Source organism: Pantoea sp. MBD-2R (assembly GCF_039134845.1).
Taxonomy (GTDB): Bacteria; Pseudomonadota; Gammaproteobacteria; order Enterobacterales; family Enterobacteriaceae; genus Erwinia.
This window is the reverse complement of sequence record NZ_CP152417.1, coordinates 4,245,510-4,271,995: the sequence shown is the minus strand read 5'-3', so window position 1 is coordinate 4,271,995 and position 26,486 is coordinate 4,245,510. Positions and strand designations below refer to the sequence as shown.

Annotated in this window: 37 protein-coding genes; 35 read left to right on the top strand and 2 right to left on the bottom strand. The window is 51.3% G+C overall.

The genetic code is table 11. The features are described from left to right. Positions 1 to 119: 119 nt before the first annotated feature. Positions 120 to 1,001: a ribose-phosphate diphosphokinase gene (prs, locus tag AAGQ96_RS19715; protein WP_342754376.1), complete on the top strand. Its 882-nt coding sequence runs from the start codon at positions 120 to 122 to the stop codon at positions 999 to 1,001. Further along, positions 991 to 2,475: a nicotinate phosphoribosyltransferase gene (locus AAGQ96_RS19710; RefSeq protein ID WP_342754375.1), complete on the top strand. Its 1,485-nt coding sequence runs from the start codon at positions 991 to 993 to the stop codon at positions 2,473 to 2,475. Before prs ends, AAGQ96_RS19710 begins: the two co-directional genes overlap by 11 nt. A 23-nt stretch (positions 2,476 to 2,498) precedes the next feature. On the opposite strand, the gene AAGQ96_RS19705 is transcribed toward AAGQ96_RS19710, so the two are convergent. Further along, entirely contained in the window at positions 2,499 to 4,400 is a 1,902-nt protein-coding gene (locus tag AAGQ96_RS19705; protein ID WP_147200099.1) for an ABC transporter ATP-binding protein, read from the bottom strand. A gap of 125 nt (positions 4,401 to 4,525) precedes the next feature. Between AAGQ96_RS19705 and kefG the strand changes: the two genes are divergently transcribed. The 4 genes from kefG to slyD all read left to right on the top strand — a co-directional run bounded on the left by kefG (position 4,526) and on the right by slyD (position 7,777). Further along, complete coding sequence (kefG, locus tag AAGQ96_RS19700; protein WP_147200692.1) at positions 4,526 to 5,077, top strand: glutathione-regulated potassium-efflux system ancillary protein KefG; 552 nt, start codon at positions 4,526 to 4,528, stop codon at positions 5,075 to 5,077. Then, complete coding sequence (kefB, locus tag AAGQ96_RS19695) at positions 5,077 to 6,882, top strand: glutathione-regulated potassium-efflux system protein KefB (protein WP_342754374.1); 1,806 nt, start codon at positions 5,077 to 5,079, stop codon at positions 6,880 to 6,882. The genes kefG and kefB overlap by 1 nt, the downstream gene beginning before the upstream one ends. A gap of 12 nt (positions 6,883 to 6,894) precedes the next feature. Next, the gene (locus AAGQ96_RS19690; protein WP_147200097.1) at positions 6,895 to 7,089 is read left to right on the top strand and encodes a YheV family putative zinc ribbon protein; all 195 of its coding nucleotides are present in this window, start codon (positions 6,895 to 6,897) and stop codon (positions 7,087 to 7,089) included. A gap of 139 nt (positions 7,090 to 7,228) precedes the next feature. Continuing rightward, a complete protein-coding gene (gene slyD / locus AAGQ96_RS19685; protein WP_147200096.1) occupies positions 7,229 to 7,777 on the top strand; it encodes a peptidylprolyl isomerase in 549 nt (182 codons plus the stop codon). A gap of 61 nt (positions 7,778 to 7,838) precedes the next feature. On the opposite strand, the gene AAGQ96_RS19680 is transcribed toward slyD, so the two are convergent. Further along, on the bottom strand, positions 7,839 to 8,057 hold the full coding sequence (locus AAGQ96_RS19680) for a protein SlyX (RefSeq protein WP_147200095.1): 219 nt from the start codon (positions 8,055 to 8,057) through the stop codon (positions 7,839 to 7,841). 288 nt (positions 8,058 to 8,345) lie between these two features. Between AAGQ96_RS19680 and fkpA the strand changes: the two genes are divergently transcribed. The 29 genes from fkpA (at position 8,346) to rplF (ending at position 26,483) form a co-directional block, all read left to right on the top strand. Then, positions 8,346 to 9,188: an FKBP-type peptidyl-prolyl cis-trans isomerase gene (fkpA, locus tag AAGQ96_RS19675; protein WP_342754373.1), complete on the top strand. Its 843-nt coding sequence runs from the start codon at positions 8,346 to 8,348 to the stop codon at positions 9,186 to 9,188. A 194-nt stretch (positions 9,189 to 9,382) separates the two neighbouring features. Beyond that, entirely contained in the window at positions 9,383 to 10,105 is a 723-nt protein-coding gene (locus AAGQ96_RS19670) for a transcriptional regulator (RefSeq protein WP_147200093.1), read from the top strand. After that, the gene (gene tusD / locus AAGQ96_RS19665) at positions 10,105 to 10,479 is read left to right on the top strand and encodes a sulfurtransferase complex subunit TusD (protein WP_147200092.1); all 375 of its coding nucleotides are present in this window, start codon (positions 10,105 to 10,107) and stop codon (positions 10,477 to 10,479) included. The genes AAGQ96_RS19670 and tusD overlap by 1 nt, the downstream gene beginning before the upstream one ends. Further along, entirely contained in the window at positions 10,473 to 10,838 is a 366-nt protein-coding gene (gene tusC / locus AAGQ96_RS19660) for a sulfurtransferase complex subunit TusC (protein WP_342755595.1), read from the top strand. Before tusD ends, tusC begins: the two co-directional genes overlap by 7 nt. Before the next feature lie 7 nt (positions 10,839 to 10,845). After that, positions 10,846 to 11,133, top strand: coding sequence for a sulfurtransferase complex subunit TusB (tusB, locus tag AAGQ96_RS19655; protein WP_342754372.1), 288 nt, complete (start codon positions 10,846 to 10,848; stop codon positions 11,131 to 11,133). A 124-nt stretch (positions 11,134 to 11,257) separates the two neighbouring features. Further along, positions 11,258 to 11,632, top strand: coding sequence for a 30S ribosomal protein S12 (gene rpsL, locus AAGQ96_RS19650; protein ID WP_075182598.1), 375 nt, complete (start codon positions 11,258 to 11,260; stop codon positions 11,630 to 11,632). 96 nt (positions 11,633 to 11,728) lie between these two features. Continuing rightward, positions 11,729 to 12,199, top strand: coding sequence for a 30S ribosomal protein S7 (gene rpsG, locus AAGQ96_RS19645; RefSeq protein WP_125289829.1), 471 nt, complete (start codon positions 11,729 to 11,731; stop codon positions 12,197 to 12,199). A gap of 93 nt (positions 12,200 to 12,292) precedes the next feature. Further along, the gene (gene fusA / locus AAGQ96_RS19640) at positions 12,293 to 14,407 is read left to right on the top strand and encodes an elongation factor G (protein ID WP_147200089.1); all 2,115 of its coding nucleotides are present in this window, start codon (positions 12,293 to 12,295) and stop codon (positions 14,405 to 14,407) included. A gap of 70 nt (positions 14,408 to 14,477) precedes the next feature. After that, positions 14,478 to 15,662: an elongation factor Tu gene (tuf, locus tag AAGQ96_RS19635; protein WP_147200088.1), complete on the top strand. Its 1,185-nt coding sequence runs from the start codon at positions 14,478 to 14,480 to the stop codon at positions 15,660 to 15,662. Positions 15,663 to 15,824: 162 nt separating this feature from the next. Then, a complete protein-coding gene (gene bfd, locus AAGQ96_RS19630) occupies positions 15,825 to 16,019 on the top strand; it encodes a bacterioferritin-associated ferredoxin (RefSeq protein WP_147200087.1) in 195 nt (64 codons plus the stop codon). Positions 16,020 to 16,103: 84 nt separating this feature from the next. After that, complete coding sequence (gene bfr, locus AAGQ96_RS19625) at positions 16,104 to 16,586, top strand: bacterioferritin (protein WP_147200086.1); 483 nt, start codon at positions 16,104 to 16,106, stop codon at positions 16,584 to 16,586. A 326-nt stretch (positions 16,587 to 16,912) separates the two neighbouring features. Continuing rightward, positions 16,913 to 17,224: a 30S ribosomal protein S10 gene (gene rpsJ, locus AAGQ96_RS19620; RefSeq protein WP_001181005.1), complete on the top strand. Its 312-nt coding sequence runs from the start codon at positions 16,913 to 16,915 to the stop codon at positions 17,222 to 17,224. Between the two features lie 32 nt (positions 17,225 to 17,256). After that, positions 17,257 to 17,886 (top strand): 50S ribosomal protein L3, encoded by a 630-nt coding sequence (gene rplC / locus AAGQ96_RS19615; protein WP_147200085.1) that lies wholly within the window; start codon positions 17,257 to 17,259, stop codon positions 17,884 to 17,886. Between the two features lie 10 nt (positions 17,887 to 17,896). Further along, on the top strand, positions 17,897 to 18,502 hold the full coding sequence (gene rplD / locus AAGQ96_RS19610; RefSeq protein ID WP_023656564.1) for a 50S ribosomal protein L4: 606 nt from the start codon (positions 17,897 to 17,899) through the stop codon (positions 18,500 to 18,502). After that, complete coding sequence (gene rplW, locus AAGQ96_RS19605) at positions 18,499 to 18,801, top strand: 50S ribosomal protein L23 (RefSeq protein WP_147200084.1); 303 nt, start codon at positions 18,499 to 18,501, stop codon at positions 18,799 to 18,801. Before rplD ends, rplW begins: the two co-directional genes overlap by 4 nt. 17 nt (positions 18,802 to 18,818) lie before the next feature. After that, on the top strand, positions 18,819 to 19,640 hold the full coding sequence (rplB, locus tag AAGQ96_RS19600) for a 50S ribosomal protein L2 (RefSeq protein WP_147200083.1): 822 nt from the start codon (positions 18,819 to 18,821) through the stop codon (positions 19,638 to 19,640). Between the two features lie 16 nt (positions 19,641 to 19,656). Continuing rightward, positions 19,657 to 19,935: a 30S ribosomal protein S19 gene (gene rpsS, locus AAGQ96_RS19595; RefSeq protein WP_013204132.1), complete on the top strand. Its 279-nt coding sequence runs from the start codon at positions 19,657 to 19,659 to the stop codon at positions 19,933 to 19,935. Between the two features lie 12 nt (positions 19,936 to 19,947). Next, the gene (gene rplV / locus AAGQ96_RS19590) at positions 19,948 to 20,280 is read left to right on the top strand and encodes a 50S ribosomal protein L22 (protein ID WP_000447532.1); all 333 of its coding nucleotides are present in this window, start codon (positions 19,948 to 19,950) and stop codon (positions 20,278 to 20,280) included. Between the two features lie 17 nt (positions 20,281 to 20,297). After that, on the top strand, positions 20,298 to 20,996 hold the full coding sequence (rpsC, locus tag AAGQ96_RS19585) for a 30S ribosomal protein S3 (RefSeq protein ID WP_002919766.1): 699 nt from the start codon (positions 20,298 to 20,300) through the stop codon (positions 20,994 to 20,996). A 12-nt stretch (positions 20,997 to 21,008) separates the two neighbouring features. Next, positions 21,009 to 21,419 carry a 50S ribosomal protein L16 gene (gene rplP / locus AAGQ96_RS19580; protein WP_002438716.1) on the top strand — a complete coding sequence of 137 codons (411 nt, stop codon included), beginning with the start codon at positions 21,009 to 21,011 and terminating at the stop codon, positions 21,417 to 21,419. Further along, complete coding sequence (gene rpmC, locus AAGQ96_RS19575; RefSeq protein WP_024966580.1) at positions 21,419 to 21,610, top strand: 50S ribosomal protein L29; 192 nt, start codon at positions 21,419 to 21,421, stop codon at positions 21,608 to 21,610. The genes rplP and rpmC overlap by 1 nt, the downstream gene beginning before the upstream one ends. After that, entirely contained in the window at positions 21,610 to 21,864 is a 255-nt protein-coding gene (rpsQ, locus tag AAGQ96_RS19570; RefSeq protein ID WP_147200082.1) for a 30S ribosomal protein S17, read from the top strand. Before rpmC ends, rpsQ begins: the two co-directional genes overlap by 1 nt. A gap of 468 nt (positions 21,865 to 22,332) precedes the next feature. Next, complete coding sequence (locus AAGQ96_RS19565; RefSeq protein WP_342755594.1) at positions 22,333 to 23,643, top strand: 8-oxoguanine deaminase; 1,311 nt, start codon at positions 22,333 to 22,335, stop codon at positions 23,641 to 23,643. A gap of 302 nt (positions 23,644 to 23,945) precedes the next feature. Then, on the top strand, positions 23,946 to 24,317 hold the full coding sequence (gene rplN / locus AAGQ96_RS19560; RefSeq protein ID WP_004160583.1) for a 50S ribosomal protein L14: 372 nt from the start codon (positions 23,946 to 23,948) through the stop codon (positions 24,315 to 24,317). Between the two features lie 10 nt (positions 24,318 to 24,327). Further along, the gene (rplX, locus tag AAGQ96_RS19555) at positions 24,328 to 24,642 is read left to right on the top strand and encodes a 50S ribosomal protein L24 (protein ID WP_147200080.1); all 315 of its coding nucleotides are present in this window, start codon (positions 24,328 to 24,330) and stop codon (positions 24,640 to 24,642) included. A 14-nt stretch (positions 24,643 to 24,656) separates the two neighbouring features. Further along, positions 24,657 to 25,196, top strand: a complete 540-nt coding sequence (gene rplE, locus AAGQ96_RS19550) for a 50S ribosomal protein L5 (protein WP_056232433.1) — start codon at positions 24,657 to 24,659, stop codon at positions 25,194 to 25,196. Positions 25,197 to 25,210: 14 nt separating this feature from the next. Further along, positions 25,211 to 25,516: a 30S ribosomal protein S14 gene (rpsN, locus tag AAGQ96_RS19545; RefSeq protein ID WP_062749332.1), complete on the top strand. Its 306-nt coding sequence runs from the start codon at positions 25,211 to 25,213 to the stop codon at positions 25,514 to 25,516. 30 nt (positions 25,517 to 25,546) lie between these two features. Continuing rightward, the gene (rpsH, locus tag AAGQ96_RS19540; protein ID WP_147200079.1) at positions 25,547 to 25,939 is read left to right on the top strand and encodes a 30S ribosomal protein S8; all 393 of its coding nucleotides are present in this window, start codon (positions 25,547 to 25,549) and stop codon (positions 25,937 to 25,939) included. 10 nt (positions 25,940 to 25,949) lie between these two features. After that, positions 25,950 to 26,483: a 50S ribosomal protein L6 gene (rplF, locus tag AAGQ96_RS19535; RefSeq protein ID WP_147200078.1), complete on the top strand. Its 534-nt coding sequence runs from the start codon at positions 25,950 to 25,952 to the stop codon at positions 26,481 to 26,483. Positions 26,484 to 26,486 lie beyond the last annotated feature (3 nt).

The following is a 26,486-nucleotide window of genomic DNA, read 5'->3' as shown; positions in this document are numbered from 1 at the left end:
AATCAAAAGCTTAATCTTATTTTCGCGCGGCCAATAATTTACCGCTTGCCAATAAATGTCTTATGGACAATTATATAAATGTCCCTGTGACATTTAATGATGGAAATAAGGAATCGGTGATGATGAAACTGCAACTTACTTTAGATGGCGAGAACGCCGCGCTGGAAACCGGTCGTTTTCCTGATGGGGCAGTATGGGCGCGGTTGCTGCCTCCGCTGCGTCAGCAGGCAGAAACGCTGACGCTGCGTGCGACAGCGATGCGTAATATGGACGATCTTATGCTGTTGGCGCAGGTGATGGATGCCGTTCGCCAGCGTTATACCCTGCGGCTGACAACGTTAGAGCTGCCCTGGCTGCCCTATGCCCGGCAGGATCGCAGCATGCGTGATGGCGACAGTTTTGCCCTGAAGGTCTTTGCCGGTTTCCTTAATCAACTACGCTTCGATCGGGTGACGGTGCTCGATCCGCACAGCGACGTTGTTGCAGGCGTGGTGAATAACTTATCGGTGATTCCACAGCACCAGTGTCTGCAACACAGCGATAATCTGAGCCAAAAATTAGGTGATGGGCTGATGCTGATGGCACCGGATGCCGGCGCACTGAAAAAAACAGATCTGCTGGCCCGACATATTGGCGCCAGCGAGTACGGCATTCTTGGTAAACATCGCGATCTTGCCAGCGGAGCGCTTAGCGGTTTCGAACTGCTGAAAGGTAACGTCGCGGGCAGAGACGTCCTGATTGTCGACGACCTTTGCGATGCGGGCGGTACGTTTATCGGCTCGGCCGCCGTTCTGCGTCAGGCAGGCGCCCGTTCTGTCAGCTTATACGTGACGCATGGCCTGTTCAGTAAAGGGGTCGATCATCTTTTGACGCAGGGCATTGATTTTATCTGGACCACTGATTCCATCGCCGATCCTTCTGTTGCCTCTCAGCGCGTTGAGATTATCGATACTGAGACTATTTTTCGCAGTAAAAGCAAAGGAGCTGCCCATGCAATTTAATCCCATTTTAGCTATCGACGGTTACAAAACGTCCCACCGTGAACAGTACCCGCAGGGAACTAACCGGGTTTATTCCAATTTCACGCCGCGCGGAAACCGCTACTTCTCCTCACCCATTGCGGACGACCGGCTGGTATTTTTTGGCCTGCAGGGCTTTTTACAGTGGTTTATGGTTGATCTCTTCAATGAGAAGTTTTTCGCTCAGCCAGAACATCAGGTTGTAGACGACTACCAGCAGCTAATGGATAGCTATCTCGGTAAGGGAGCGGTCAGCGTGGAACATATTCGTGCGCTGCACCGTCTTGGCTATTTGCCACTGGAAATCAAAAGTTTGGATGAAGGCAGTAAAGTCCCAATGAAAATTCCGGTGTTAACCATCACCAATACCCTGGATGAATTTTTCTGGCTGGTAAATTATCTCGAAAGCGTCATGTCGGCAGAGCTGTGGAAGTCCTCAACCAATGCAACGGTGGCGCATCACTATCGCCAGATTTGCCAGCGCTGGGCTGAACAGACGTGCGACGATGGTCAGCATATTGATTTCCAGTGTCACGATTTTTCCTTCCGCGGGATGTCGGGATTGCATGATGCCGCTCAGTCAGGCATGGGACACCTGTTAAGTTTTACCGGCACCGACAGCATTCCTTCAATTCTCTATGCCCGCCAGTATTACACGCCAGCGGAGGATTACTTTATTGCGGGTACTATCCCGGCGACTGAGCATAGCGTGATGTGTATGGGCGAAGAGCAGGGAGAAATCGCCACGTTTCGCCGTTTGCTAACCGAGCTGTATCCCCAGGGTTTTGTTTCCGTGGTTTCCGATACCTGGGATTACTGGAAAGTACTGACCGAATACAGTCGCGAGTTAAAAAGCGAAATTATGGCGCGGGAAGGTCGGCTGGTATTCCGGCCAGACAGCGGCGATCCGGTAGAAATTCTGTGCGGCACGGGGGACGATAGCGATCGGCATCCGTCACGGACGCCAGAACAAAAAGGCTCGGTGGAAGTCCTCTGGGATATCTTCGGGGGGACGGTAAATGCCAGGGGCTATAGGGTGCTCGATCCCCATGTCGGTCTGATTTATGGCGATTCTATTACCCTTGAGCGGGCGAACCAGATCCTCAGCCGCCTGGAAGCAAAAGGCTTTGCCAGCAGCAATGTGGTTTTCGGCGTAGGTTCATACACCTATCAGTACAATACCCGCGATACCTTCGGCTTTGCTATGAAAGCCACATGGGGAGAGGTAAACGGTGTTGGCCGGGCAATCTTCAAGCAGCCTAAAACCGACAGCGGCCTGAAAAAATCAGCGAAAGGTTTATTGCGGGTGGAGCGGAACGAGGCGGGCGAATATTACCTGTTGGATCAGCAGAGCTGGGCGCAGGAGAAAGGTGGAGAGCTGAAAACCCGCTTTCTGAATGGCAAACTCATGAACGTAGAAGATCTGTCGGTGCTGCGCCAGCGGTTAGCAGCGTAAACATGGGGATGTAACGTGCTGGCTCAGGGAGCCAGCATTGCCTCTAACTGTTCCTGCGCGTCGAGCCATGCCATCTCACACTCTTCCAGCGCGGACTTCGCTTCCGCCTGCTGTTTTAATGCGGCAGTGAGATCGGCCTTGCGGCTCTGTTCGTAAATTGCCGTATCACCCAGTTTTGCTTCAGCCTCGGCAAGCTGTGCGTTCAGCTTCTCCATCTGCTTTTCCAGCTTTTCAATCTGCTTGCGCAGTGGCTGAGTCTGGGTACGCAGCTCCGCTTCGCGCCGTTTCTGATCTTTTTTCGCCTGAGCGCTGTTGGTGTTGTCCTGTTTGGGTTCTGTGGTCACCGCGGTTTGCTTTTGCAGATCGCTCAGCCACTGCTGGTAATCTTCCAGATCGCCGTCAAAGGCTTCGACTTTGCCGTCGTGAACCAGATAGAGGTCGTCGGTCGTCGAGCGAATCAGATGGCGATCGTGCGACACCACCACCAGCGCGCCTTCAAAATCAATCAGCGCTTCGGTCAGTGCCTGGCGCATGTCGAGATCGAGGTGGTTGGTCGGTTCATCAAGCAGCAGCAGGTTAGGGCGCTGCCAGACGATTAATGCCAGCACCAGCCGCGCTTTTTCGCCGCCCGAGAAACGTTCGGTGTTTTCCGTGACCTTATCGCCCTGGAAGCCAAAGCCGCCCAGATAGTCCCGCAGCTGCTGCTCAAGTACCTTGGGTGCCAGACGAACCAGATGTTGCAGGGGTGATTCATCCGCGCGTAAAAACTCCAGCTGGTGCTGAGCGAAGTAGCCAAGTTTGATGCCTTTCGCCAGGCCAATATCGCCGCTCAGAGGCGTAAGCTCACCCGCCAGCAGCTTAATCAGCGTCGATTTGCCCGCGCCGTTGCGCCCGAGCAGACCAATGCGCGAACCGGGAACCAGGTTCAGCTTGATGGAGTTTAAGATAATGCGATCGCCGTAGCCGGCACTGACCTTCTCCATTTTCAGCAGCGGATTGGGCAAGCTTTCCGGTTCGCGGAAGCTGAAGGTAAACGGGTTATCGACGTGTGCTGGCGCGATCATTTCCATGCGCTCCAGCATCTTAATGCGACTCTGCGCCTGTTTGGCTTTGCTGGCCTTGGCCTTGAACCGGTCGATAAAGCTTTGCAGATGTGCCACTTTTTGCTGCTGGTTTTCGAACATGGACTGCTGCTGGGCAAGCTTGGTGGCGCGCTGGATTTCGAATGAGCTGTAGTTGCCGGTGTATTCAAACATCGACTGCTGTTCGATATGCAGAATTTTATCCACCACCGGATCGAGGAAGTCACGGTCATGGGAAATCAGGATCAGCGTGCCCTGATAGCTTTTCAACCAGCGCTCCAGCCAGATGACCGCATCCAAATCCAGGTGGTTAGTCGGTTCATCAAGCAGCAGCAGGTCTGAACGACAAAGCAGCGCCTGCGCCAGATTCAGACGCATGCGCCAGCCGCCGGAAAAATCGCTCACCGGGCGCTGTAGCTGCTCCTGAGAAAAGCCCAAACCGTTAAGCAGGCTGGCCGCGCGTGGCTGTATTGTCCATGCCTGAATCGCATCCAGCTTGCCGTGCAGCGTGGCGATGGCGTGGCCGTCGTTGATTTCGTTCGCTCTGGCCAGTTCGGCTTCAAGCTGGCGGAATTCGCGATCGCCGTCGATAACATAATCGATAGCCGGCACCGCAAGCGCGGGCGTCTCCTGGTTGACCCACGCCAGCGACCAGTTGCCTGGCCAGGTGGCACTGCCGCCATCGGCGCTTATCTCGTTCTTAAGCAGCGACAGCAGCGTGGATTTACCGCAGCCGTTTTTCCCCACCAGACCCACTTTTTGCCCGGGGTTAATGGTGGCGGTGGCATTATCCAGCAGTACGCGGACACCGCGTCGTATTTGTAAAGAAGAGAAGACAATCATAAGCGCCGTAATAGTCAGAATATGTTAAATTAAGTCATCATAATTGCTTTTCGGAATCCAGAATTCCGTTGCGTCGAGCATGGTAGCGGAATTTCACCGCCGTGACGACGATTTGGAGGGGAATGATGTCGCAGCCGCCCAAAGTTTTGCTGCTTTACGCCCACCCGGAATCACAAGACTCGATTGCCAATCGGGTGTTGTTGCAGCCGGCAAAAGACCTGCCAAACGTGACGGTGCACGACCTGTATGCGCACTATCCCGACTTTTTTATTGATATTCATTACGAACAACAGCTGCTGCGCGAGCATGAGATTATTGTGTTCCAGCATCCGCTGTATACCTACAGCTGTCCGGCATTGCTGAAGGAGTGGCTGGATCGCGTGCTGTCGCGCGGTTTTGCCAGTGGTCCTGGCGGTAACGTGCTGGAAGGAAAATACTGGCGCAGCGTGATCACCACCGGCGAGCCAGAAGCGGCTTACCATCAGGAAGGGCTTAACCGCTATCCGATGTCAGACATTATGCGGCCATTCGAACTGACCGCGCAGATGTGCAGTATGCACTGGCTGACGCCGATGATTATTTACTGGGCGCGGCGGCAGACGCCAGCAGTCATGAAAAACTATGCGCGAGCCTACAGCGACTGGCTGACGTCGCCTTTGCCTTATGGAGGCACTTAATGGAAGGACAAACCCTGCTTACGGCTGGCGTGGTCTATCTTTTTGCTGCGGTTATTGCTGTACCGATCGCCGCCCGTCTCGGCATTGGCGCAGTGCTGGGCTATCTGCTGGCCGGTATCGCCATTGGCCCCTGGGGGCTGGGCTTTATCAGCGACGTAGAAGAGATCCTGCATTTCTCTGAACTGGGCGTGGTATTCCTGATGTTTATCATCGGGCTGGAACTGAATCCTTCAAAGCTCTGGGAGCTGCGCCGCTCTATCTTTGGCGTGGGCGCGGCACAGGTGATTTTTAGTGCGGCGATTTTGGGTGGCCTGCTCTGGCTAACCGATTTCTCCTGGCAGGCGGCGATCATCGGCGGTCTTGGCCTGGCGATGTCTTCAACCGCAATGGCGCTTCAGTTGATGAGCGACAAAGGTATGAAGCGCAACGAGTCCGGGCAGCTCGGCTTTTCAGTGCTGCTGTTCCAGGATTTGGCCGTTATCCCGGCGCTGGCGCTGGTGCCGCTACTGGCGGGCGGCGACAGTGGTCATACCGACTGGATGAAAGTGGGCTTAAAGGTGCTGGCGTTTGCAGGCATGCTGATTGGTGGCCGCTATCTGCTCAGGCCGATTTTCCGCTATATCGCCGCTTCCGGCGTGCGCGAAGTCTTTACCGCAGCATCACTGCTGCTGGTGCTGGGTTCTGCGCTGTTTATGGATGCACTCGGCCTGTCGATGGCGCTGGGCACGTTTATCGCCGGTATTCTGCTGGCAGAAAGTGAATATCGCCACGAGCTGGAAGTGGCCATCGAACCGTTCAAAGGCCTGTTGCTTGGGCTGTTTTTCATCTCCGTGGGAATGGCGCTCAACTTAGGCGTGCTTTATACCCATATCCTCGAGATTCTGGCAGGAGTGATTGTGCTGGTGGCGGTGAAAGCGGGCGTGCTCTATCTGCTTTCTCGCATTTTCGGTCTGCGCAGCTCTGAGCGACTGCAATTTTCGGCGGTGCTGAGTCAGGGCGGTGAATTTGCTTTTGTGCTCTTTTCTGCGGCTTCGTCGGCCAGGCTGTTCAGTGGCGATCAGATGCCGCTACTGCTGGTGACGGTCACACTGTCGATGATGACCACGCCGCTGTTGATGCAGGGCGTGGATAAAATTCTGGAAAAACGCTTTAACGATGGCGACGATAGCGACGAAAAACCGTTTGTCGAAGATGATAAACCTGAAGTCATCGTGGTCGGTTTCGGCCGCTTTGGTCAGGTAGTAGCCCGTCTGCTGATGGCCAATGAAAAGCGCATTACCGTGCTGGAGCGAGATATCAGTGCGGTCAGCCTGATGCGCAACTATGGTTACAAAGTATACTATGGGGATGCAACCGAACTGGAGCTGCTGCGTGCGGCCGGGGCGGAAACGGCGCAGTCGATAGTGATAACCTGTAACGGCCCGGAAGATGCGATGGTAATCGTCAGGCTTTGCCAGCACCATTTCCCGCATCTTCAGATACTGGCGAGAGCGCGGGGACGTGTGGAAGCGCATGAACTTATTCAGGCGGGCGTAACCCAGTTCTCGCGTGAAACTTTCTCCAGTGCGCTGGAACTGGGTCGCAAAACGCTGATGACGCTGGGTATGCATCCTCATCAGGCATTCAGAGCCCAGCAGCATTTCCGTCGTCTGGATATGCGGATGCTGCGCGAGCTGATGCCGAATCATGCAGACAGCCAGCAAATTTCACGTGTGAAAGAAGCCCGGCGCGAGCTGGAAGACATTTTCCAGGCCGAGATGCAGCATGAGAAGCGTCAGATTGACGGTTGGGATGAATTTGAATAAAGCGGGAACATTATGCGTAAAAGATTTATTGCCGGCGCAACCTGTCCAAAATGTCAGGCGAAAGATACACTGGCGCTGTGGAAAGAGAATAATATCGATGTTGTAGAGTGTGTTAAGTGCGGCCATCAGATGCGCGAAGCGGATAAACACGTTCGTGATGAGGTTCGCACTAACGAGCAAGTGATCGGAATTTTTCATCCTGAGTAGCGTTATCGCTCAGCTTTTTTTAAGCTGTATCGTACAGCGGCGTTGAAATTCATTACAATCGACGCAATTTAGAGCCTTTCGCACTGGCAAATGGTCAGTGAAATAAGGGCTCAAAGCTCTCAAACGGTTAGGAGTAATCATGAAAGTAGCAAAAGACCTGGTGGTCAGCCTGGCATACCAGGTACGTACAGAAGACGGCGTGTTGGTTGATGAGTCTCCGGTGACCGCACCGTTGGACTATCTGCACGGTCATGGTTCCCTGATTTCTGGTCTGGAAAAAGCGCTGGAAAATCACGAAGCCGGCGACAAGTTCGAAGTGAACATCTCAGCTGACGACGCCTACGGCCAGTATGACGACAATCTGGTGCAGCGCGTACCGAAAGACGTATTCATGGGCGTTGACGAACTGCAGGTTGGCATGCGCTTCCTGGCAGAAACCGATCAGGGCCCGGTTCCGGTCGAAATCACTGAAGTGGAAGACGATCACGTCGTGGTTGATGGCAACCACATGCTGGCGGGTCAAAACCTGAACTTCAACGTTGAAGTGGTAGCGGTTCGTGAAGCCACTGAAGAAGAGCTGGCTCATGGCCACGTTCACGGCGAGCACGACCATCACCATGATCACGATCACGACCACGATCATGGTAAAGGCGGTTGCGGTACCGGCGGTTGTGGCTGCAGCCACTAAGCTTCAATGAAATATTTAAGGCCACCTTGACAGGTGGCCTTTTTGTTTCTGAGATAAACACTCAGTAATGCGGCGGCGGCGTCTCTTCCGACTGGGAAGCGATCATCGATGGCGCAGCCGACTTCAGTTTATCGGTCAGCAGACGCATCTGTTCACGCAGGCGTCCCATCTCCAGTTCATGATGAACCACCGTTTGGTTTAGCTCTTCAATGGTATGTTCCTGAAAAGCCAGTCGGCTTTCCAGCATCTCCATTCGCTGTTCAAACAAGGCTTGTTGCATACGTTTACCTCTTATGGCCGTGCAAGCCGCTATAATGGCCGGATTCCTCTGATTCTAACGGGAAAAACACCACTGAAACAGGCATAGTCATATTAATTTCCCGGCTGCGGTTGAAAAAATGCTTTCCAGTCTGCATCTCAGTGGTGAAACTTTCGGAAGGACGAGAGGTCGGAAGTTAACTTAGTTTTCATTGCGGGATTAGGTACTTTTCTCGCGCACGGTTTTATAGTACGGACTCTGGTCTGTAAACGATTTCCGAGGTGAGAGGCTTCGGTTTTGGAGAAATGGATGAAATCACTGTTTAAAGTCACACTGTTAGCCACCACCATGGCCGTTGCGCTGAACGCACCTCTGACAATGGCAGCCGAAACGACGGCCGCTGCTCCGGCCGCCGCGCCACAGCAGGCGCCGGCTCAGGCACCAAAGAATGCCGCATTTAAAACTGACGATCAGCAGTCTGCTTACGCGCTGGGCGCTTCGCTTGGCCGTTATATGGAAAACTCCCTGAAAGAGCAGGAGAAACTGGGCATCGCGCTGGACAAACAGCAGCTGATCTCCGGCGTTCAGGATGCTTTTGCAGGTAAAAGCAAGCTGTCTGACCAGGAAATTGAACAGACCCTGCAAGCGTTTGAAGGCCGCGTGAAAGGCGCAGCCCAGGCGAAAATGGAAAAAGACGCGAAAGAGAACACCGAAAAAGGTGATGCTTTCACCGCTAAATTCGCCAAAGAAAAAGGCGTGAAGAAAACCGATTCTGGCCTGCTTTATCAGGTAGAGAAAGAAGGTAATGGCGCTACGCCTACAGACAGCGATACCGTTGTCGTGAACTACAAAGGGACGCTGATCGACGGTACGGAGTTCGATAACTCTTATACTCGTGGCGAGCCGCTTTCTTTCCGTCTGGATGGCGTCATCCCAGGCTGGACTGAAGGTCTGAAGCACGTGAAGAAAGGCGGTAAGATCAAGCTGGTTATTCCACCACAGTTGGCTTACGGCAAAAATGGCGTGCCTGGAATCCCGGCTAACTCCACGCTGGTATTTGATGTGGAGCTGCTGGATATCAAGCCAGCGGCTAAAGCAGATGCCAATACGCCAGCGCCTGCCGAAGCACCGGCTGCAGCACCCGCTAAGTAATTCTGTCGCCGCCACACTCGCTGTGGCGGCGCTTTTTTCTGACCTTCCTCCCGCTTTTTCTAATCCCCTACAGATTTCATGACAAAGGTCAGGACAGATGTTTCTGGTTTTTGTTAAACTGATCGCCGTATGTTTTCTTCAAAACGAGCCTGTTCTGGCGCCATATGACGGGCTCTTTTAAGGGTGGTGTCTTAATGTCTGGTTCAATTTTTACCGGTGATATGACCGATCTGGAATTACTGGAGCAGCATCCTTTCGGGCAAACCGATTACGCTATTCTTAAATCCTATGAAGCGGTGGTCGACGGGCTGGCGATGCTTATTGGCTCACATTGTGAAATTGTTTTGCACTCGCTGGAGGATTTAAATCGCTCCGCCGTGCGTATCGCGAATGGCGAGCATACCGGACGTAAGATCGGTTCACCTGTTAGCGATCTTGCTTTGCGCATGCTGCACGACATGCGCGATGCGGCAAGCAATGTCTCCAAAGCCTATTTCACCCGCGCTAAAAGCGGCGTGCTGATGAAATCCGTCACCATTGCGATCCGCAATGACAAGCAGCGTGTTATTGGCTTGCTGTGCATTAACATGAATCTCGACGTCCCTTTTTCACAAATTATGGCGACGTTTATGCCGCCTGAGACACAGGAAGTTGCCTCATCGGTAAACTTTGCTTCTTCGGTGGAAGATTTGGTGATGCAGACGCTGGAATTTACCATTGAAGAAGTCAGCGGCGATCGCAACGTCTCTAACAATGCTAAAAACCGCCAAATCGTCCTTAACCTTTATGAAAAGGGGATCTTTGATATCAAAGATGCGATTAACCAGGTGGCCGACCGCCTCAATATTTCTAAACATACGGTTTATCTCTACATTCGCCAGTTTAAAAGCGACGATATACAGGGGATTGAGCGTTAATGCGTTTTACTTTGCTGGTTACCGGGCCCGCTTATGGCACACAGCAGGCCAGCAGCGCCTGGCTTTTTGCCCAAGCTTTACTGGCTGAAGGGCACCAACTTGACAGCATTTTTTTCTATCGGGAAGGCGTAATGAACGCCAGCAGTTTGACTTCGCCCGCAAACGACGAGTTTGACTTAACGCGCGCCTGGCAAACGTTACAGCGTGAGCACGACGTGACGCTGAATATTTGCGTGGCGGCAGCACTGCGTCGGGGCATCGCGAGCGAGCAGGAAGCGGGTGCTGCGGCTAACCTGGCTGAGGGTTTTCAGTTAGCCGGACTGGGCGCGCTGGCGGAAGCGGCACTGAGCTGTGAACGGCTGGTACAATTCTGATGAACCGCATCGCTTTTGTATTTACTCAGGCACCTCATGGCAGCAGCGCGGGCAGGGAAGGGCTGGACGCAGTGATGGCCGTTTCGGCGCTTAGCGAAGAGATCGCGCTTTTTTTTATCAGCGACGGTGTGTTGCAACTTTTGCCGGATCAGCAGCCTGACAAGGTGCTGGCGCGCGACTATATTCGCACTTTTGGCGTCCTTCCTCTGTACGATGTTGAACGTTTTTACGCCTGTTCTGCTTCGCTGCGCGAACGAGGCCTGGCCTTAGATGGACAAAAAGTGCTGCCGGTAGAGGTTTTAACCCCCGCAGCGCTGCGGGCCAAGTTGGAAAATTACGACCGTATCATCACTTTTTGAGGAATCTATGCTGCATACGCTGATTAACTCTCCCTTTAAATGCGATTTCAGCGCACTGCTGCGGATGCTAAACGAAGGTGACGATCTCCTGTTGCTCCAGGATGGCGTTTTGGCTGCGCTGGAAGGCAGCAACGCGCTGGAGAGCCTGCGGAAGGCGTCTGTCAGCCTGTTTGTCTTAAAGGAAGATATTCAGGCGCGTGGTCTTTCTGCTCAAATTTCATCCACTACTGCTACTATCAGCTATAATGATTTCGTCGCGCTGACGGTAAAACACCCTCAACAAATGACCTGGTAAGTACGATATCCTGGTTATTTCTTGACACCTTTTCTGCTCAGCTCTAAAATTCTGCGTCCTCGTTATCTAACGAGGCGATTTATTACGTGTTTACGAAGCAAAAGCAAATTCCAGGAGCTATTTAATGGCAACAGTTAACCAGCTGGTTCGCAAACCACGCGCACGCAAAGTTGCAAAGAGCAACGTGCCTGCGCTGGAAGCCTGCCCGCAGAAACGTGGTGTATGTACTCGTGTGTATACCACTACCCCTAAAAAACCGAACTCCGCACTGCGTAAAGTATGTCGTGTTCGCTTAACCAACGGTTTTGAAGTTACCTCCTACATCGGTGGTGAAGGTCATAACCTGCAGGAACACTCCGTGATCCTGATCCGTGGCGGTCGTGTTAAAGACTTGCCAGGTGTGCGTTACCACACCGTTCGTGGCGCGCTGGACTGCTCAGGTGTTAAAGACCGTAAGCAGGCTCGCTCCAAGTACGGCGTGAAGAAGCCAAAGGCTTAATGGTTCTCCGTTAAGTAAGGCCAAACGTTTTATCTTAAATGTCATAATAAACTCGTAGAGTTTTGGACAATCCTGAATTAACAACGGAGTATTTCCATGCCACGTCGTCGCGTCATTGGTCAGCGTAAAATTCTGCCAGATCCTAAGTTCGGATCAGAACTGCTGGCCAAATTTGTAAACATCCTGATGGTAGATGGTAAAAAATCTACCGCCGAATCTATCGTCTATACCGCTCTTGAGACCCTGGCTCAGCGTGCTGGTAAAGGTGAACTGGAAGCATTCGAAGTAGCCCTGGACAACGTCCGCCCAACCGTGGAAGTTAAATCCCGTCGCGTTGGTGGTTCTACTTATCAGGTACCAGTTGAAGTCCGTCCGGTTCGTCGTAATGCTCTGGCAATGCGTTGGATCGTTGAAGCTGCTCGTAAACGCGGTGATAAATCAATGGCTTTGCGCCTGGCGAACGAACTTTCTGATGCTGCAGAGAACAAAGGTACTGCAGTGAAGAAACGTGAAGACGTTCACCGTATGGCCGAAGCCAACAAGGCGTTCGCTCACTACCGCTGGTAACAGCTTCGTAGTTGTTATTAACCCAGCGGACGTCTAAGTCGACCACCCGCTGGGTTTTACTAACTTAGAACGTCCGAGAATCAGAGGAATCAAATGGCTCGTACAACACCCATTACACGCTACCGTAACATTGGTATCAGTGCACACATCGACGCCGGTAAGACTACAACTACCGAACGTATTCTGTTCTACACCGGTGTAAACCATAAAATCGGTGAAGTTCATGATGGCGCAGCCACCATGGACTGGATGGCGCAGGAGCAGGAGCGTGGTATTACCATTACCTCCGCAGCGACTACCGCTTTCTGGTCAGGTATGGCTAAGCAGTTCGAGCCGCACCGCGTAAACATCATCGACACCCCGGGACACGTTGACTTCACCATCGAAGTAGAACGTTCCATGCGTGTTCTTGACGGCGCAGTAATGGTTTACTGTGCAGTTGGTGGTGTTCAGCCACAGTCTGAAACCGTATGGCGTCAGGCTAACAAATATAAAGTTCCACGCATCGCGTTCGTTAACAAAATGGACCGCATGGGTGCTAACTTCCTGAAAGTTGTTGGTCAGATTGAATCTCGTCTGGGTGCAACTCCGGTTCCTCTGCAGCTGGCTATCGGCGCAGAAGAGAAATTCACCGGTGTTGTTGACTTGATCAAAATGAAAGCCATCAACTGGAACGACGCTGACGCAGGCGTGACCTTCGTATACGAAGAGATCCCAGCTGATATGCAGGAACTGGCTGAAGAATGGCGCCAGAAACTGATTGAAGCCGCAGCTGAAGGTTCTGATGAGCTGATGGATAAATTCTTTGGCGGCGAAGAGCTGACTGAAGAAGAGATCAAAGCTTCTCTGCGTAAGCGCGTACTGAACAACGAAATCATCCTGGTTACCTGTGGTTCTGCATTTAAGAACAAAGGTGTTCAGGCGATGCTGGATGCGGTTATCGAATATCTGCCGTCTCCAACTGACGTTACTGCAATCAACGGTATGCTGGACGATGGTAAAGACACGCCAGCCGTTCGTCACTCAGACGACGACGAGCCGTTTGCTGCACTGGCGTTCAAAATCGCTACCGACCCGTTTGTAGGTAACCTGACGTTCTTCCGCGTGTACTCCGGTATCGTTAACTCTGGTGACACCGTGTACAACCCGGTTAAATCCGCACGTGAGCGTCTGGGCCGTATCGTACAGATGCATGCTAACAAGCGTGAAGAGATCAAAGAAGTTCGTGCAGGCGATATCGCTGCTGCTATCGGTCTGAAAGACGTAACCACTGGTGACACCCTGTGTGACCCGGACAACGTCATCATTCTGGAGCGTATGGAATTCCCTGAGCCGGTAATTTCTATCGCAGTAGAACCAAAAACCAAAGCTGACCAGGAAAAAATGGGTCTGGCTCTGGGTCGTCTGGCGAAAGAAGACCCGTCGTTCCGCGTATGGACTGACGAAGAAACTAACCAGACTATTATCGCTGGTATGGGTGAGCTGCACCTCGACATCATCGTTGACCGCATGAAGCGTGAATTCAACGTTGAAGCGAACGTCGGTAAACCTCAGGTTGCTTACCGTGAAGCGATTCGCGCGAAAGTTACCGATATCGAAGGTAAACACGCTAAGCAGTCTGGTGGTCGCGGTCAGTACGGTCATGTTGTTATCGACATGTACCCACTGGAGCCGGGCGTTAACCCGAAAGGTTACGAGTTCACCAACGACATCAAAGGTGGTGTAATTCCTGGTGAATACATCCCTGCGGTTGACAAAGGTATCCAGGAGCAGCTGAAAGCCGGCCCGCTGGCTGGTTATCCGGTTGTTGACCTGGGTGTGCGTCTGCACTTTGGTTCATACCATGACGTTGACTCCTCAGAGCTGGCGTTTAAACTGGCTGCTTCTATCGCGTTCAAAGACGGCTTTAAGAAAGCAAGCCCAGTTCTGCTTGAGCCGATCATGAAGGTTGAAGTAGAGACTCCGGAAGAGAACACCGGTGACGTTATCGGTGACCTTAGCCGTCGTCGTGGTATGCTCAAAGGACAAGAATCTAACGCTACTGGCGTTCAGATTCACGCTGAAGTTCCGCTGTCTGAAATGTTCGGATATGCAACTCAGCTGCGTTCTCTGACCAAAGGCCGTGCTTCATACTCCATGGAGTTCCTGAAGTATGATGATGCGCCGAACAACGTCGCTCAGGCCGTTATTGAAGCTCGTAGCAAATAAGCTACAGTTTTAAAATATTGATCATATGCTCTCACCTCGGAGTGAGAGCATTAAAGTAAGGAATATCGTCGTGGCTAAAGAAAAATTTGAACGTTCCAAACCGCACGTCAACGTGGGCACCATCGGCCACGTTGACCACGGTAAAACTACCCTGACTGCTGCTATCACCACCGTTCTGGCTAAAACCTACGGCGGTTCTGCTCGTGCATTCGACCAGATCGATAACGCGCCAGAAGAAAAAGCTCGTGGTATCACCATCAACACTTCTCACGTTGAATATGACACCCCAACTCGCCACTACGCGCACGTTGACTGCCCAGGCCACGCCGACTATGTGAAAAACATGATCACCGGTGCTGCTCAGATGGACGGCGCGATCCTGGTTGTTGCTGCGACTGATGGCCCAATGCCTCAGACCCGTGAGCACATCCTGCTGGGTCGTCAGGTTGGCGTTCCATTCATCATCGTGTTCCTGAACAAGTGTGACATGGTTGATGACGAAGAGCTGCTGGAACTGGTTGAGATGGAAGTACGTGACCTGCTGTCACAGTACGACTTCCCAGGCGACGACACGCCAATCGTTCACGGTTCTGCTCTGAAAGCGCTGGAAGGCGACGCTGAGTGGGAAGCTAAGATCATCGAGCTGGCTGGTCACCTGGATAACTACATCCCAGAACCAGAGCGCGCAATCGACAAGCCGTTCCTGCTGCCAATCGAAGACGTATTCTCTATCTCTGGCCGTGGTACCGTTGTTACCGGTCGTGTAGAGCGCGGTATCGTTAAAGTGGGTGAAGAAGTTGAAATCGTTGGTATCAAAGATACCGTGAAATCAACCTGTACCGGCGTTGAGATGTTCCGTAAGCTGCTGGACGAAGGCCGTGCGGGTGAGAACTGTGGTATCCTGCTGCGCGGTATCAAGCGCGAAGATATCCAGCGTGGCCAGGTTCTGGCTAAGCCAGGCACCATTAAGCCTCACACTCAGTTCGAGTCTGAAGTTTATATCCTGTCTAAAGACGAAGGCGGCCGTCATACTCCGTTCTTCAAAGGCTACCGTCCACAGTTCTACTTCCGTACAACTGACGTGACCGGTACTATCGAACTGCCAGAAGGCGTTGAGATGGTAATGCCAGGCGACAACATCAAAATGGTTGTTACCCTGATCCACCCAATCGCAATGGACGACGGTCTGCGTTTCGCAATCCGTGAAGGCGGCCGTACTGTTGGTGCGGGCGTTGTTGCTAAAGTTATCGCTTAATTGTCGATGATTTACTGGTAGGGTTTACTCTGCCAGCGCAAATAAAAAGAGCACCTCGGTGCTCTTTTTTTATAGCTGTTATTTAACGTTTATCGATGCCCTGATTGAAATAAAAACGATTCGCATTTACAATGCGATCATTATTTGTACTGGGGTAAGAAAATGTACGTCTGTTTGTGTAATGCGATCGGTGATAAAAAACTTCGCGAAGTTGTTCGCCGCTATCAGCCTAAATCAATCCAGCAACTTCGCCAGTTAATACCCGTGGGAAAACAATGCGGTAAGTGCATCCGTCTGGCCCGCGATATTATGAATGAAGAGCTGCAAAACGCGCCGCAGTACAAAGAAATCGCCTGATCATCTCCCTACATTTAGTCATGGTTTTTTGACTTCTTTCATTGTGCATCTACGCTCTTAATAACTGGAAGCGGAGGAAGCAAAATGAAGGGCGATGCAAAAATCATAAGCCATTTAAATAAACTACTTGGAAATGAGCTGGTTGCTATTAACCAGTATTTCCTGCATGCGCGTATGTTCAAAGATTGGGGGCTGATGCGCCTTAATGATATTGAGTATCACGAATCCATCGATGAAATGAAGCATGCTGACAAATACATCGAACGGATACTTTTTCTCGAAGGATTGCCCAATCTCCAGGACCTGGGACGACTTCGTATCGGGGAAGATGTAGAAGAGATGTTGAGGTCAGATTTGATTCTGGAGTTAGAAGGCGCAAAAGATCTGCGGGAAGCGATAGCCTGGGCCGACAAGGTGCACGATTATGTTAGCCGCGATATGATGATCGTCATTCTGGAAGATGAAGAGCACCATATCGATTTTCTCGAAACAGAACTGAGTCTGATTGAGAAAATTGGCATACAGAACTATTTGCAGTCGCAAATCAAAGTGGAAGAGAAGGGCTAGTGTAACAATGAGTTATCAATCTGAATGCCGCTGAAGCCTTTCCGCCAGCGGCATTTTTCTTTTTTACAGATGCCGCATCTCTGCTTTTTCTGCCGCTTAACGCCAGTCAATGTGATAAACAGGTTGCTTTACGTGCTCATGTACGTATAATGCGCGGGCCTGTCAGAAATGACGGCCCGGTTCAATCTGAACCGCAGGCGAGCAACTTGCTCCCTGACAATACTCCCAATCGGGGAGTTATGTGCAGACGATTACACTCCCCCATCAATCGTAATGGGTGTGAGTAGTAATTTTTTTCGTTTATAAATAATTGGAGCTCTGGTCTCATGCAGAACCAAAGAATCCGTATCCGTCTTAAAGCGTTTGATCATCGTCTGATCGATCAATCGACCGCAGAAATCGTTGAGACTGCCAAGCGCACTGGTGCGCAGGTTCGTGGTCCAATTCCTCTGCCGACCCGCAAAGAGCGCTTTACCGTTCTGATCTCCCCGCACGTCAACAAAGATGCGCGCGATCAGTATGAAATTCGCACTCACAAGCGTCTGGTTGACATCGTTGAGCCAACTGAAAAAACGGTTGATGCTCTGATGCGTCTGGATCTGGCTGCAGGTGTTGACGTGCAGATCAGCCTGGGTTAATCAGGTCATTGAGCGATTGAGAGGTTGAAACAATGATTGGTTTAGTCGGTAAAAAAGTGGGCATGACGCGTATCTTCACTGAAGATGGCGTTTCAATCCCAGTAACCGTGATCGAAATTGAAGCAAACCGCGTTACTCAGGTTAAGAGCCTGGAAAACGACGGCTACACTGCTATTCAGGTAACTGCCGGTGCTAAAAAAGCAAACCGTGTAACTAAGCCTGAAGCAGGCCATTTTGCTAAAGCTGGCGTTGAAGCTGGCCGTGGTCTGTGGGAATTCCGTACCGCTTCTGGCGACGAATTCACCGTAGGTCAGAGCATTAACGTTGATATTTTCGCTGACGTGAAAAAAGTTGACGTGACTGGCACATCTAAAGGTAAAGGTTTTGCCGGTACTGTTAAGCGCTGGAACTTCCGTACTCAGGATGCTACTCACGGTAACTCCTTGTCTCACCGCGTTCCGGGTTCTATCGGTCAGAACCAGACTCCGGGCAAAGTGTTCAAAGGCAAGAAAATGGCAGGCCAGCTGGGCAATGAGCGCGTAACTGTTCAGAGCCTGGACGTAGTACGTGTTGACGCTGAGCGCAACCTGCTGCTGGTTAAAGGTGCAGTTCCCGGTGCTACCGGTAGCGACCTGATTGTTAAACCAGCTGTGAAGGCGTAAGGGGATAGCAATGGAATTAGTATTGAAAGACGCGCAAAGCGCGCTGACTGTTTCCGAAACTACCTTCGGTCGTGATTTCAACGAAGCGCTGGTACATCAGGTTGTTGTTGCTTATGCAGCAGGTGCCCGTCAAGGTACCCGTGCTCAGAAGACCCGTGCTGAAGTAACTGGTTCCGGCAAAAAGCCGTGGCGCCAGAAAGGTACCGGCCGTGCGCGTGCAGGTTCTGTAAAGAGCCCAATCTGGCGTTCCGGTGGCGTGACCTTCGCTGCAAAGCCGCAGGACCACAGTCAAAAAGTTAACAAAAAGATGTACCGCGGCGCGCTGAAAAGCATCCTGTCCGAACTGGTACGTCAAGATCGTCTGATCGTTGTCGAGCAGTTCTCTCTGGAAGCACCTAAAACTAAGCTGCTGGTAGAGAAACTGAAAGACATGGCGCTGGAAGACGTGCTGATCATCACTGGCGAACTGGAAGAGAACCTGTTCCTGGCCGCTCGCAACCTGTACAAGGTTGACGTACGTGATGCAGCGGGTATCGACCCAGTTAGCCTGATCGCCTTCGACAAAGTCGTTATGACTGCTGACGCAGTTAAGCAAGTTGAGGAGATGCTGGCATGATCCGTGAAGAACGTCTGCTGAAAGTACTGCGCTCGCCGCACGTATCTGAAAAAGCATCTGCTGCGATGGAAAAAACTAACACCATCGTTCTCAAAGTTGCTAAAGACGCGACCAAAGCAGAAATCAAAGCCGCTGTGCAGAAACTTTTCGAAGTGGAAGTGAAGGACGTTAACACCCTGGTAATGAAAGGGAAAGTTAAGCGTTCCGGACAGCGTATTGGTCGTCGTAACGACTGGAAAAAAGCTTACGTCACCCTGAAAGAAGGCCAGAATCTGGACTTCGTCGGCGGCGCTGAGTAAGTCGGAGGAGAAGAACAATGGCAGTTGTTAAATGTAAACCGACATCTCCGGGTCGTCGCCACGTAGTTAAAGTGGTAAACGCGGAGCTGCACAAGGGCAAACCATTCGCCCCGCTGGTCGAGAAGAACAGCAAATCCGGTGGCCGTAACAACAATGGTCGCATCACTACCCGTCATATCGGTGGTGGTCACAAGCAGGCTTACCGTATTGTTGACTTCAAACGCAACAAAGATGGTATCCCGGCAACCGTTGAACGTCTTGAGTACGATCCGAACCGCTCTGCGAACATCGCACTGGTTCTGTACAAAGACGGCGAGCGCCGTTACATCCTGGCCCCTAAAGGCCTGAAAGCTGGCGACCAGATTCAGTCTGGCGTTGATGCGGCGATCAAAGCAGGTAACACCCTGCCAATGCGCAACATCCCAGTGGGTTCCACCGTACACAACGTAGAAATGAAACCAGGCAAAGGCGGTCAGATTGCTCGCTCTGCTGGTGCTTACGTGCAGATCGTTGCGCGTGATGGTTCCTACGTTACCCTGCGTCTGCGTTCTGGTGAAATGCGTAAAGTCGAATCTGACTGCCGCGCGACCCTGGGCGAAGTCGGTAACGCTGAGCACATGCTTCGCGTTCTGGGTAAAGCCGGTGCTGCTCGTTGGCGTGGTGTTCGTCCTACCGTTCGCGGTACTGCGATGAACCCAGTCGATCACCCACACGGTGGTGGTGAAGGTCGTAACTTTGGTAAGCACCCTGTGTCCCCATGGGGCCTGCAGACCAAAGGTAAGAAGACCCGTAGCAACAAGCGTACTGATAAGTTCATCGTACGTCGCCGTAGCAAATAATTTTAGAGGATAAGCCATGCCACGTTCTCTCAAGAAAGGTCCTTTTATTGACCTGCACTTGCTGAAGAAGGTAGAGAAAGCGGTGGAAAGCGGAGACAAGAAGCCTTTGCGCACCTGGTCCCGTCGTTCAACGATCTTCCCTAACATGATCGGTTTGACCATCGCTGTCCATAATGGTCGTCAGCACGTTCCTGTCTTTGTTTCCGACGAAATGGTCGGTCACAAACTGGGTGAATTTGCACCGACCCGTACTTATCGCGGCCACACGGCTGATAAGAAAGCCAAGAAACGCTAACAGGAGGAAGAGATGGAAACTATCGCTAAACATCGCCACGCTCGTTCTTCTGCTCAGAAGGTTCGCCTGGTAGCAGATCTTGTACGCGGTAAGAAAGTGTCGCAGGCTCTGGACATTTTGACCTACACCAATAAGAAAGCGGCTGTACTGGTCAAGAAAGTTCTGGAATCTGCCATTGCTAACGCCGAACACAACGATGGCGCTGACATTGATGATCTGAAAGTCACGAAGATCTTCGTAGACGAAGGCCCAAGCATGAAGCGCATTATGCCTCGTGCAAAAGGTCGTGCAGATCGCATCCTGAAGCGCACCAGCCACATTACTGTGGTTGTGTCCGATCGCTGAGACTCTGGAGACTAGCAATGGGTCAGAAAGTACATCCTAATGGTATTCGCCTGGGTATTGTTAAACCCTGGAACTCTACCTGGTTCGCAAATACCAAAGAATTCGCTGACAACCTGGACAGCGACTTTAAAGTACGTCAGTTCCTGACAAAAGAACTGGCTAAGGCGTCTGTTTCTCGTATCGTTATCGAGCGTCCGGCTAAGAGCATCCGTGTGACTATTCACACCGCTCGTCCTGGCATCGTGATCGGTAAGAAAGGCGAAGACGTAGAAAAACTGCGCAAGGTCGTAGCGGATATCGCTGGCGTTCCTGCACAGATCAATATCGCCGAAGTCCGTAAACCGGAACTGGACGCTAAATTGGTTGCTGACAGCATCACTTCACAGCTGGAGCGTCGTGTGATGTTCCGTCGTGCTATGAAGCGTGCTGTACAGAACGCAATGCGTCTGGGCGCTAAAGGTATCAAAGTTGAAGTTAGTGGCCGTCTGGGCGGTGCTGAAATCGCGCGTACTGAATGGTACCGTGAAGGCCGCGTGCCGTTGCACACCCTGCGTGCTGACATTGACTACAACACCTCTGAAGCGCACACCACTTATGGTGTAATCGGCGTTAAGGTATGGATCTTCAAAGGTGAGATCCTGGGTGGTATGGCTGCTGTTGAACAACCGGAACCGGCTGCTCAACCTAAAAAGCAGCAGCGTAAAGGCCGTAAGTAAGGAGAGTCGCTGATGTTACAACCAAAGCGTACAAAATTCCGTAAAGTGCACAAAGGCCGCAACCGTGGTCTGGCGCAGGGTACGGATGTTAGCTTCGGTACTTTCGGTCTGAAAGCTGTTGGCCGTGGTCGTCTGACTGCTCGTCAGATCGAAGCAGCACGTCGTGCTATGACCCGTGCAGTTAAGCGTCAAGGTAAAATTTGGATCCGTGTATTCCCGGACAAACCAATTACCGAGAAGCCGCTGGAAGTGCGTATGGGTAAAGGTAAAGGTAACGTGGAGTATTGGGTTGCCTTGATCCAGCCAGGTAAAGTCCTGTATGAAATGGACGGTGTTCCGGAAGAGCTGGCCCGTGAAGCATTCAAGCTGGCAGCAGCAAAACTGCCTATCAAAACCACCTTTGTAACTAAGACGGTGATGTAATGAAAGCAACAGAGCTGCGTGAAAAAAGCGTTGAAGAGCTTAACACTGAGCTGCTTAACCTGCTGCGTGAGCAGTTCAACCTGCGCATGCAGGCAGCATCCGGCCAGCTGCAACAGACTCATCTGTTGAAGAATGTGCGTCGTGATGTTGCACGCGTTAAGACTTTACTGACTGAGAAGGCGGGTGCGTAATGACCGATAAAATCCGTACTCTGCAAGGTCGAGTGACTAGCGACAAAATGGAGAAATCCATCGTTGTAGCTATCGAACGTTTCGTGAAACACCCAATCTACGGTAAGTTCATTAAGCGTACGACCAAACTGCACGTACATGACGAGAACAATGAGTGTGGGATCGGCGACAAGGTAGAAATCCGTGAGTGCCGTCCACTGTCCAAGACTAAGTCCTGGACCCTGGTTCGCGTTATCGAGAAAGCTGTTCTATAAGAACGCTTCCTCTGTAAAAACCCCCGCTTGTCGGGGGTTTTTTCTTTTATACTCCCTGTAAATCCCTGCTGTTGATTACCCCTTTACGTCTCTCTGCGCTTCAAATGCCTTACCTTTTGCTTATCGATCTGCCGCTTATTCTGATTACAAAATCCTGCATAAAGTGATATCAGTCACGTTAAAAATATGTGTGATCTTTAAGCTGCTTATGCATTTTAAATGCATGAAAGAGTAACCCCTGCTCGTATCAGCAGCAGGAGTTCTGATATTGGTCACAACAGGTAAACAGAAATGCAAAAGGATTCGCCTGATTACACCCGCAGGACACTGCTGGCATTGCCTTTACTGGCAGTTTCTTCACAGCTGCTGTCAGCGCAGCAAAACAGCGCCCTGTCTTTTAACGCCTCGCCAGCTACCGTGAGTTCCCAACGTACACTGTTGTTAAAAAACGCCGACGTCGTAGTGACGATGGATGCCAACAGAAGGGAAATCAAAAACGGCAGTATTTTGATTAAAGGCAATACGATCGTTGCCGTTGGAAAAGTGGACGAGCTGCCGCCAACTGCCGATGAAGTAATTGATTTGAAGGGTCATATCGCCATTCCAGGTCTGATCAATACGCATCATCATATGTATCAAAGCCTGACCCGGGTGATCCCGGAGGCACAGGATGGCGAACTTTTTAAATGGATAACTAACCTGTATCCGCTATGGCAAAAACTGACGCCAGACATGATCCGTATTTCGACCATGATGTCGATGGCAGAATTAATGCTTACCGGTTGTACCACTTCCAGCGATCATCTTTATGTCTTTCCGAACGGCTGCAGGCTTGATGACAGTATTGAGGCGGCTGCCAGGATGGGCATGCGCTTTCATGCCAGCCGCGGAAGCATGAGTGTAGGCCAAAGCCGGGGCGGATTGCCGCCAGACTCACTGGTAGAAAAGGAACACGTTATCCTGGAGGATACTCAGCGTGTTATCGAACGCTATCACGATGCGGAACGAGGCTCGATGCTGAGAGTCGTCGTTGCACCCTGTTCTCCTTTTTCAGTCAGTCAGGATTTGATGAGAGAGTCGGCCAGGCTGGCCCGACACTATAGAGTATCGATGCATACGCATTTGGCCGAGAACGATAATGATGTTCGCTACAGTCGGGAAAAATTTAACCGTTCTCCGGCTCAGTATGTCGAAGATCTGGGCTGGGTAGGGCAGGATGTCTGGCATGCTCATTGCGTCAAGCTGGATGAGTACGGTATTCAGCTTTTTGCCCGAACCGGAACCGGTGTGGCACATTGTCCTTGCTCTAACATGCGGCTTGCCTCGGGAATTGCACCAGTGAGAAAAATGCTTGATGCAGGCATGAAGGTTGGTATGGGTGTAGATGGTTCGGCATCAAATGATACTTCAGACATGATAGCGGAGGTTCGTCAGGCTTTATTGCTTCAGCGCGTAGGATTTGGACCTGATGCTATGACAGCGCGGCAGGCACTGGAAATTGCTACCCTGGGCGGCGCTAAGGTTCTTAATCGGGATGACATTGGCGCATTAGCACCGGGAATGATGGCTGATGTGGCCGTATTCGATCTCAACCAGCCCGGTCTGGCAGGTGCGGGACACGATCCCGTGGCAGCATTGGTGTTTTGCAATCCTGGCAAGGTTGCCTGTAGCGTTATCAATGGTCAGGTAAAAGTACGCGGTGGGGTCATGGTGCATACAGATCTGCCGAACATCATCGAGCGTCATAACACGTTGGCGACCCAACTTTACGTGCCGTGATACCCTTTGAGCGACAGGTGAGGGGGTAGAGCGTCATTTTATTCATCCGCAGGCCCCCAAATTGCCCTGTATCGCTCATTAAGCTGAAGAAGTGTGCAGAATACGATTGCTACCGGCGAGACAATTCCTTAGAATGTCGCGTTCCTCATATTCGAGGTTCAAATATCGGCTCGATATGAGCCGTTTATTTTTTCTACCCATAAGCGAGAAGCGGTGTTATAATGCTGCGCCCTCAATTATGGGGCTTTTATACGACCTGAATCAGGTCCCGAAGTAGTAGTTGACATTAGCGGAGCACTAAAATGATCCAAGAACAGACTATGCTGAACGTCGCCGACAACTCCGGTGCACGTCGCGTAATGTGTATCAAGGTTCTGGGTGGCTCGCACCGTCGCTACGCAGGCGTAGGCGATATCATCAAAATTACCATCAAGGAAGCAATTCCTCGCGGTAAGGTTAAGAAAGGTGATGTGCTGAAAGCGGTAGTGGTGCGCACCAGGAAGGGTGTTCGTCGCCCGGACGGTTCTGTCATTCGCTTCGATGGTAATGCATGCGTTATTTTAAACAATAACAGCGAGCAGCCTATCGGAACGCGTATTTTTGGGCCGGTAACTCGTGAACTTCGTACTGAAAAGTTCATGAAAATTATCTCTCTGGCACCAGAAGTACTCTAAGGAGCGAAAAATGGCAGCTAAAATCCGTCGCGATGACGAAGTTATCGTGCTGACCGGCAAAGATAAAGGTAAGCGCGGTAAAGTAAAAAATGTCCTGTCTTCTGGCAAGGTCATTGTTGAAGGTATCAACCTGGTTAAAAAACATTCTAAGCCTGTCCCGGCTATGAATCAACCAGGTGGCATCGTTGAAAAAGAAGCTGCTATTCAGGTTTCTAACGTTGCGCTTTACAACAGTGCTACCGGCAAGGCTGACCGTGTAGGCTTTAGATTCGAAGACGGCAAAAAAGTCCGTTTCTTCAAGTCTAACAGCGAAACTATCAAGTAATTTGGAGTAGTACGATGGCGAAACTGCATGATTACTACAAAGACGAAGTAGTTAAAAAACTCATGACTGAGTTTAGCTACAATTCTGTCATGCAAGTCCCTCGGGTCGAGAAGATCACCCTGAATATGGGTGTTGGTGAAGCGATCGCTGACAAGAAACTGCTGGATAACGCAGCAGCCGATCTGGCAGCAATCTCCGGTCAAAAGCCGTTTATCACCAAAGCACGCAAATCTGTTGCAGGCTTCAAAATCCGTCAGGGCTATCCGATCGGCTGTAAAGTGACTCTGCGTGGCGAGCGCATGTGGGAGTTCTTTGAACGTCTGATCTCTATTGCTGTACCTCGTATCCGTGACTTCCGTGGCTTGTCCGCTAAGTCATTCGACGGTCGTGGTAACTACAGCATGGGCGTTCGTGAGCAGATCATCTTCCCAGAAATCGACTATGACAAAGTCGATCGCGTTCGTGGTTTGGATATTACCATTACCACTACTGCGAAATCTGACGATGAAGGCCGTGCTCTGCTGGCTGCCTTTGACTTCCCGTTCCGCAAGTAAGGTAGGGTTACTTCATGGCTAAGCAATCGATGAAGGCACGCGAAGTCGTTCGCGTAAAACTGGCTGATAAATACCGCGCTAAACGCGAGGAATTAAAAGCTATCATCTCTAGTGTGAACTCATCTGACGAAGAACGTTGGAATGCTGTTCTCAAGCTGCAAACTCTGCCGCGTGATTCAAGCCCGTCTCGTCAGCGTAACCGCTGCCGCCAAACTGGCCGTCCACATGGTTATGTGGGCAAATTCGGGTTGAGCCGTATCAAGTTGCGTGAAGCCGCTATGCGCGGTGAAGTACCTGGCTTGAAAAAGGCTAGCTGGTAATTACCAATTGAATCACGGGAGTAAATACAGATGAGCATGCAAGATCCGATCGCGGATATGCTGACCCGTATCCGTAACGGTCAAGCCGCAAACAAAGTTGCGGTGACCATGCCTTCCTCCAAGCTGAAATTGGCAATTGCCAAGCTGCTGAAGGAAGAAGGATATATCGAAGAATTTAAAATCGAAGGCGACACCAAGCCAGAACTGGAACTGACTCTTAAGTATTTCCAGGGCAAGGCTGTGGTAGAAAGCATTCAGCGTGTAAGCCGTCCAGGTCTGCGTATCTACAAGCGCAAAGACGAACTGCCAAAAGTAATGGCTGGACTGGGTATCGCTGTTGTTTCTACCTCTAAAGGTGTTATGACCGATCGTGCAGCGCGCCAGGCTGGTCTTGGTGGCGAAATTATCTGCTACGTAGCTTAACGGAGGATAAATGTCTCGTGTTGCTAAAGCACCTGTCGTCATTCCTGCCGGCGTAGAGGTAAAACTCGACGGTCAGGTTATTTCGATTAAAGGTAAAAACGGCGAGCTGACTCGTACCATCAACGCTGCTGTAGAAGTTACGCATGCTGACAACTCCCTGACTTTCGCTCCGCGCGAAGGTTTCTCGGATGCTTGGGCGCAGGCTGGTACTTCTCGCGCACTGCTGAACGGTATGGTTATCGGTGTTACCGAAGGCTTCACTAAGAAGCTGCAGCTGGTTGGTGTAGGTTATCGTGCGGCCGTGAAAGGCAACGCAGTGAGTTTAGCTCTTGGCTTCTCTCACCCAGTTGAACACGCGCTGCCAGCCGGAGTTACTGCTGAATGTCCAAGCCAGACTGAAATCGTGCTGAAAAGCGCTGATAAGCAGATGGTTGGTCAGGTTGCAGCTGATATCCGCGCCTACCGTCGTCCTGAGCCTTATAAAGGCAAGGGTGTTCGTTACGCCGACGAAGTCGTGCGTACCAAAGAGGCTAAGAAGAAGTAAGGT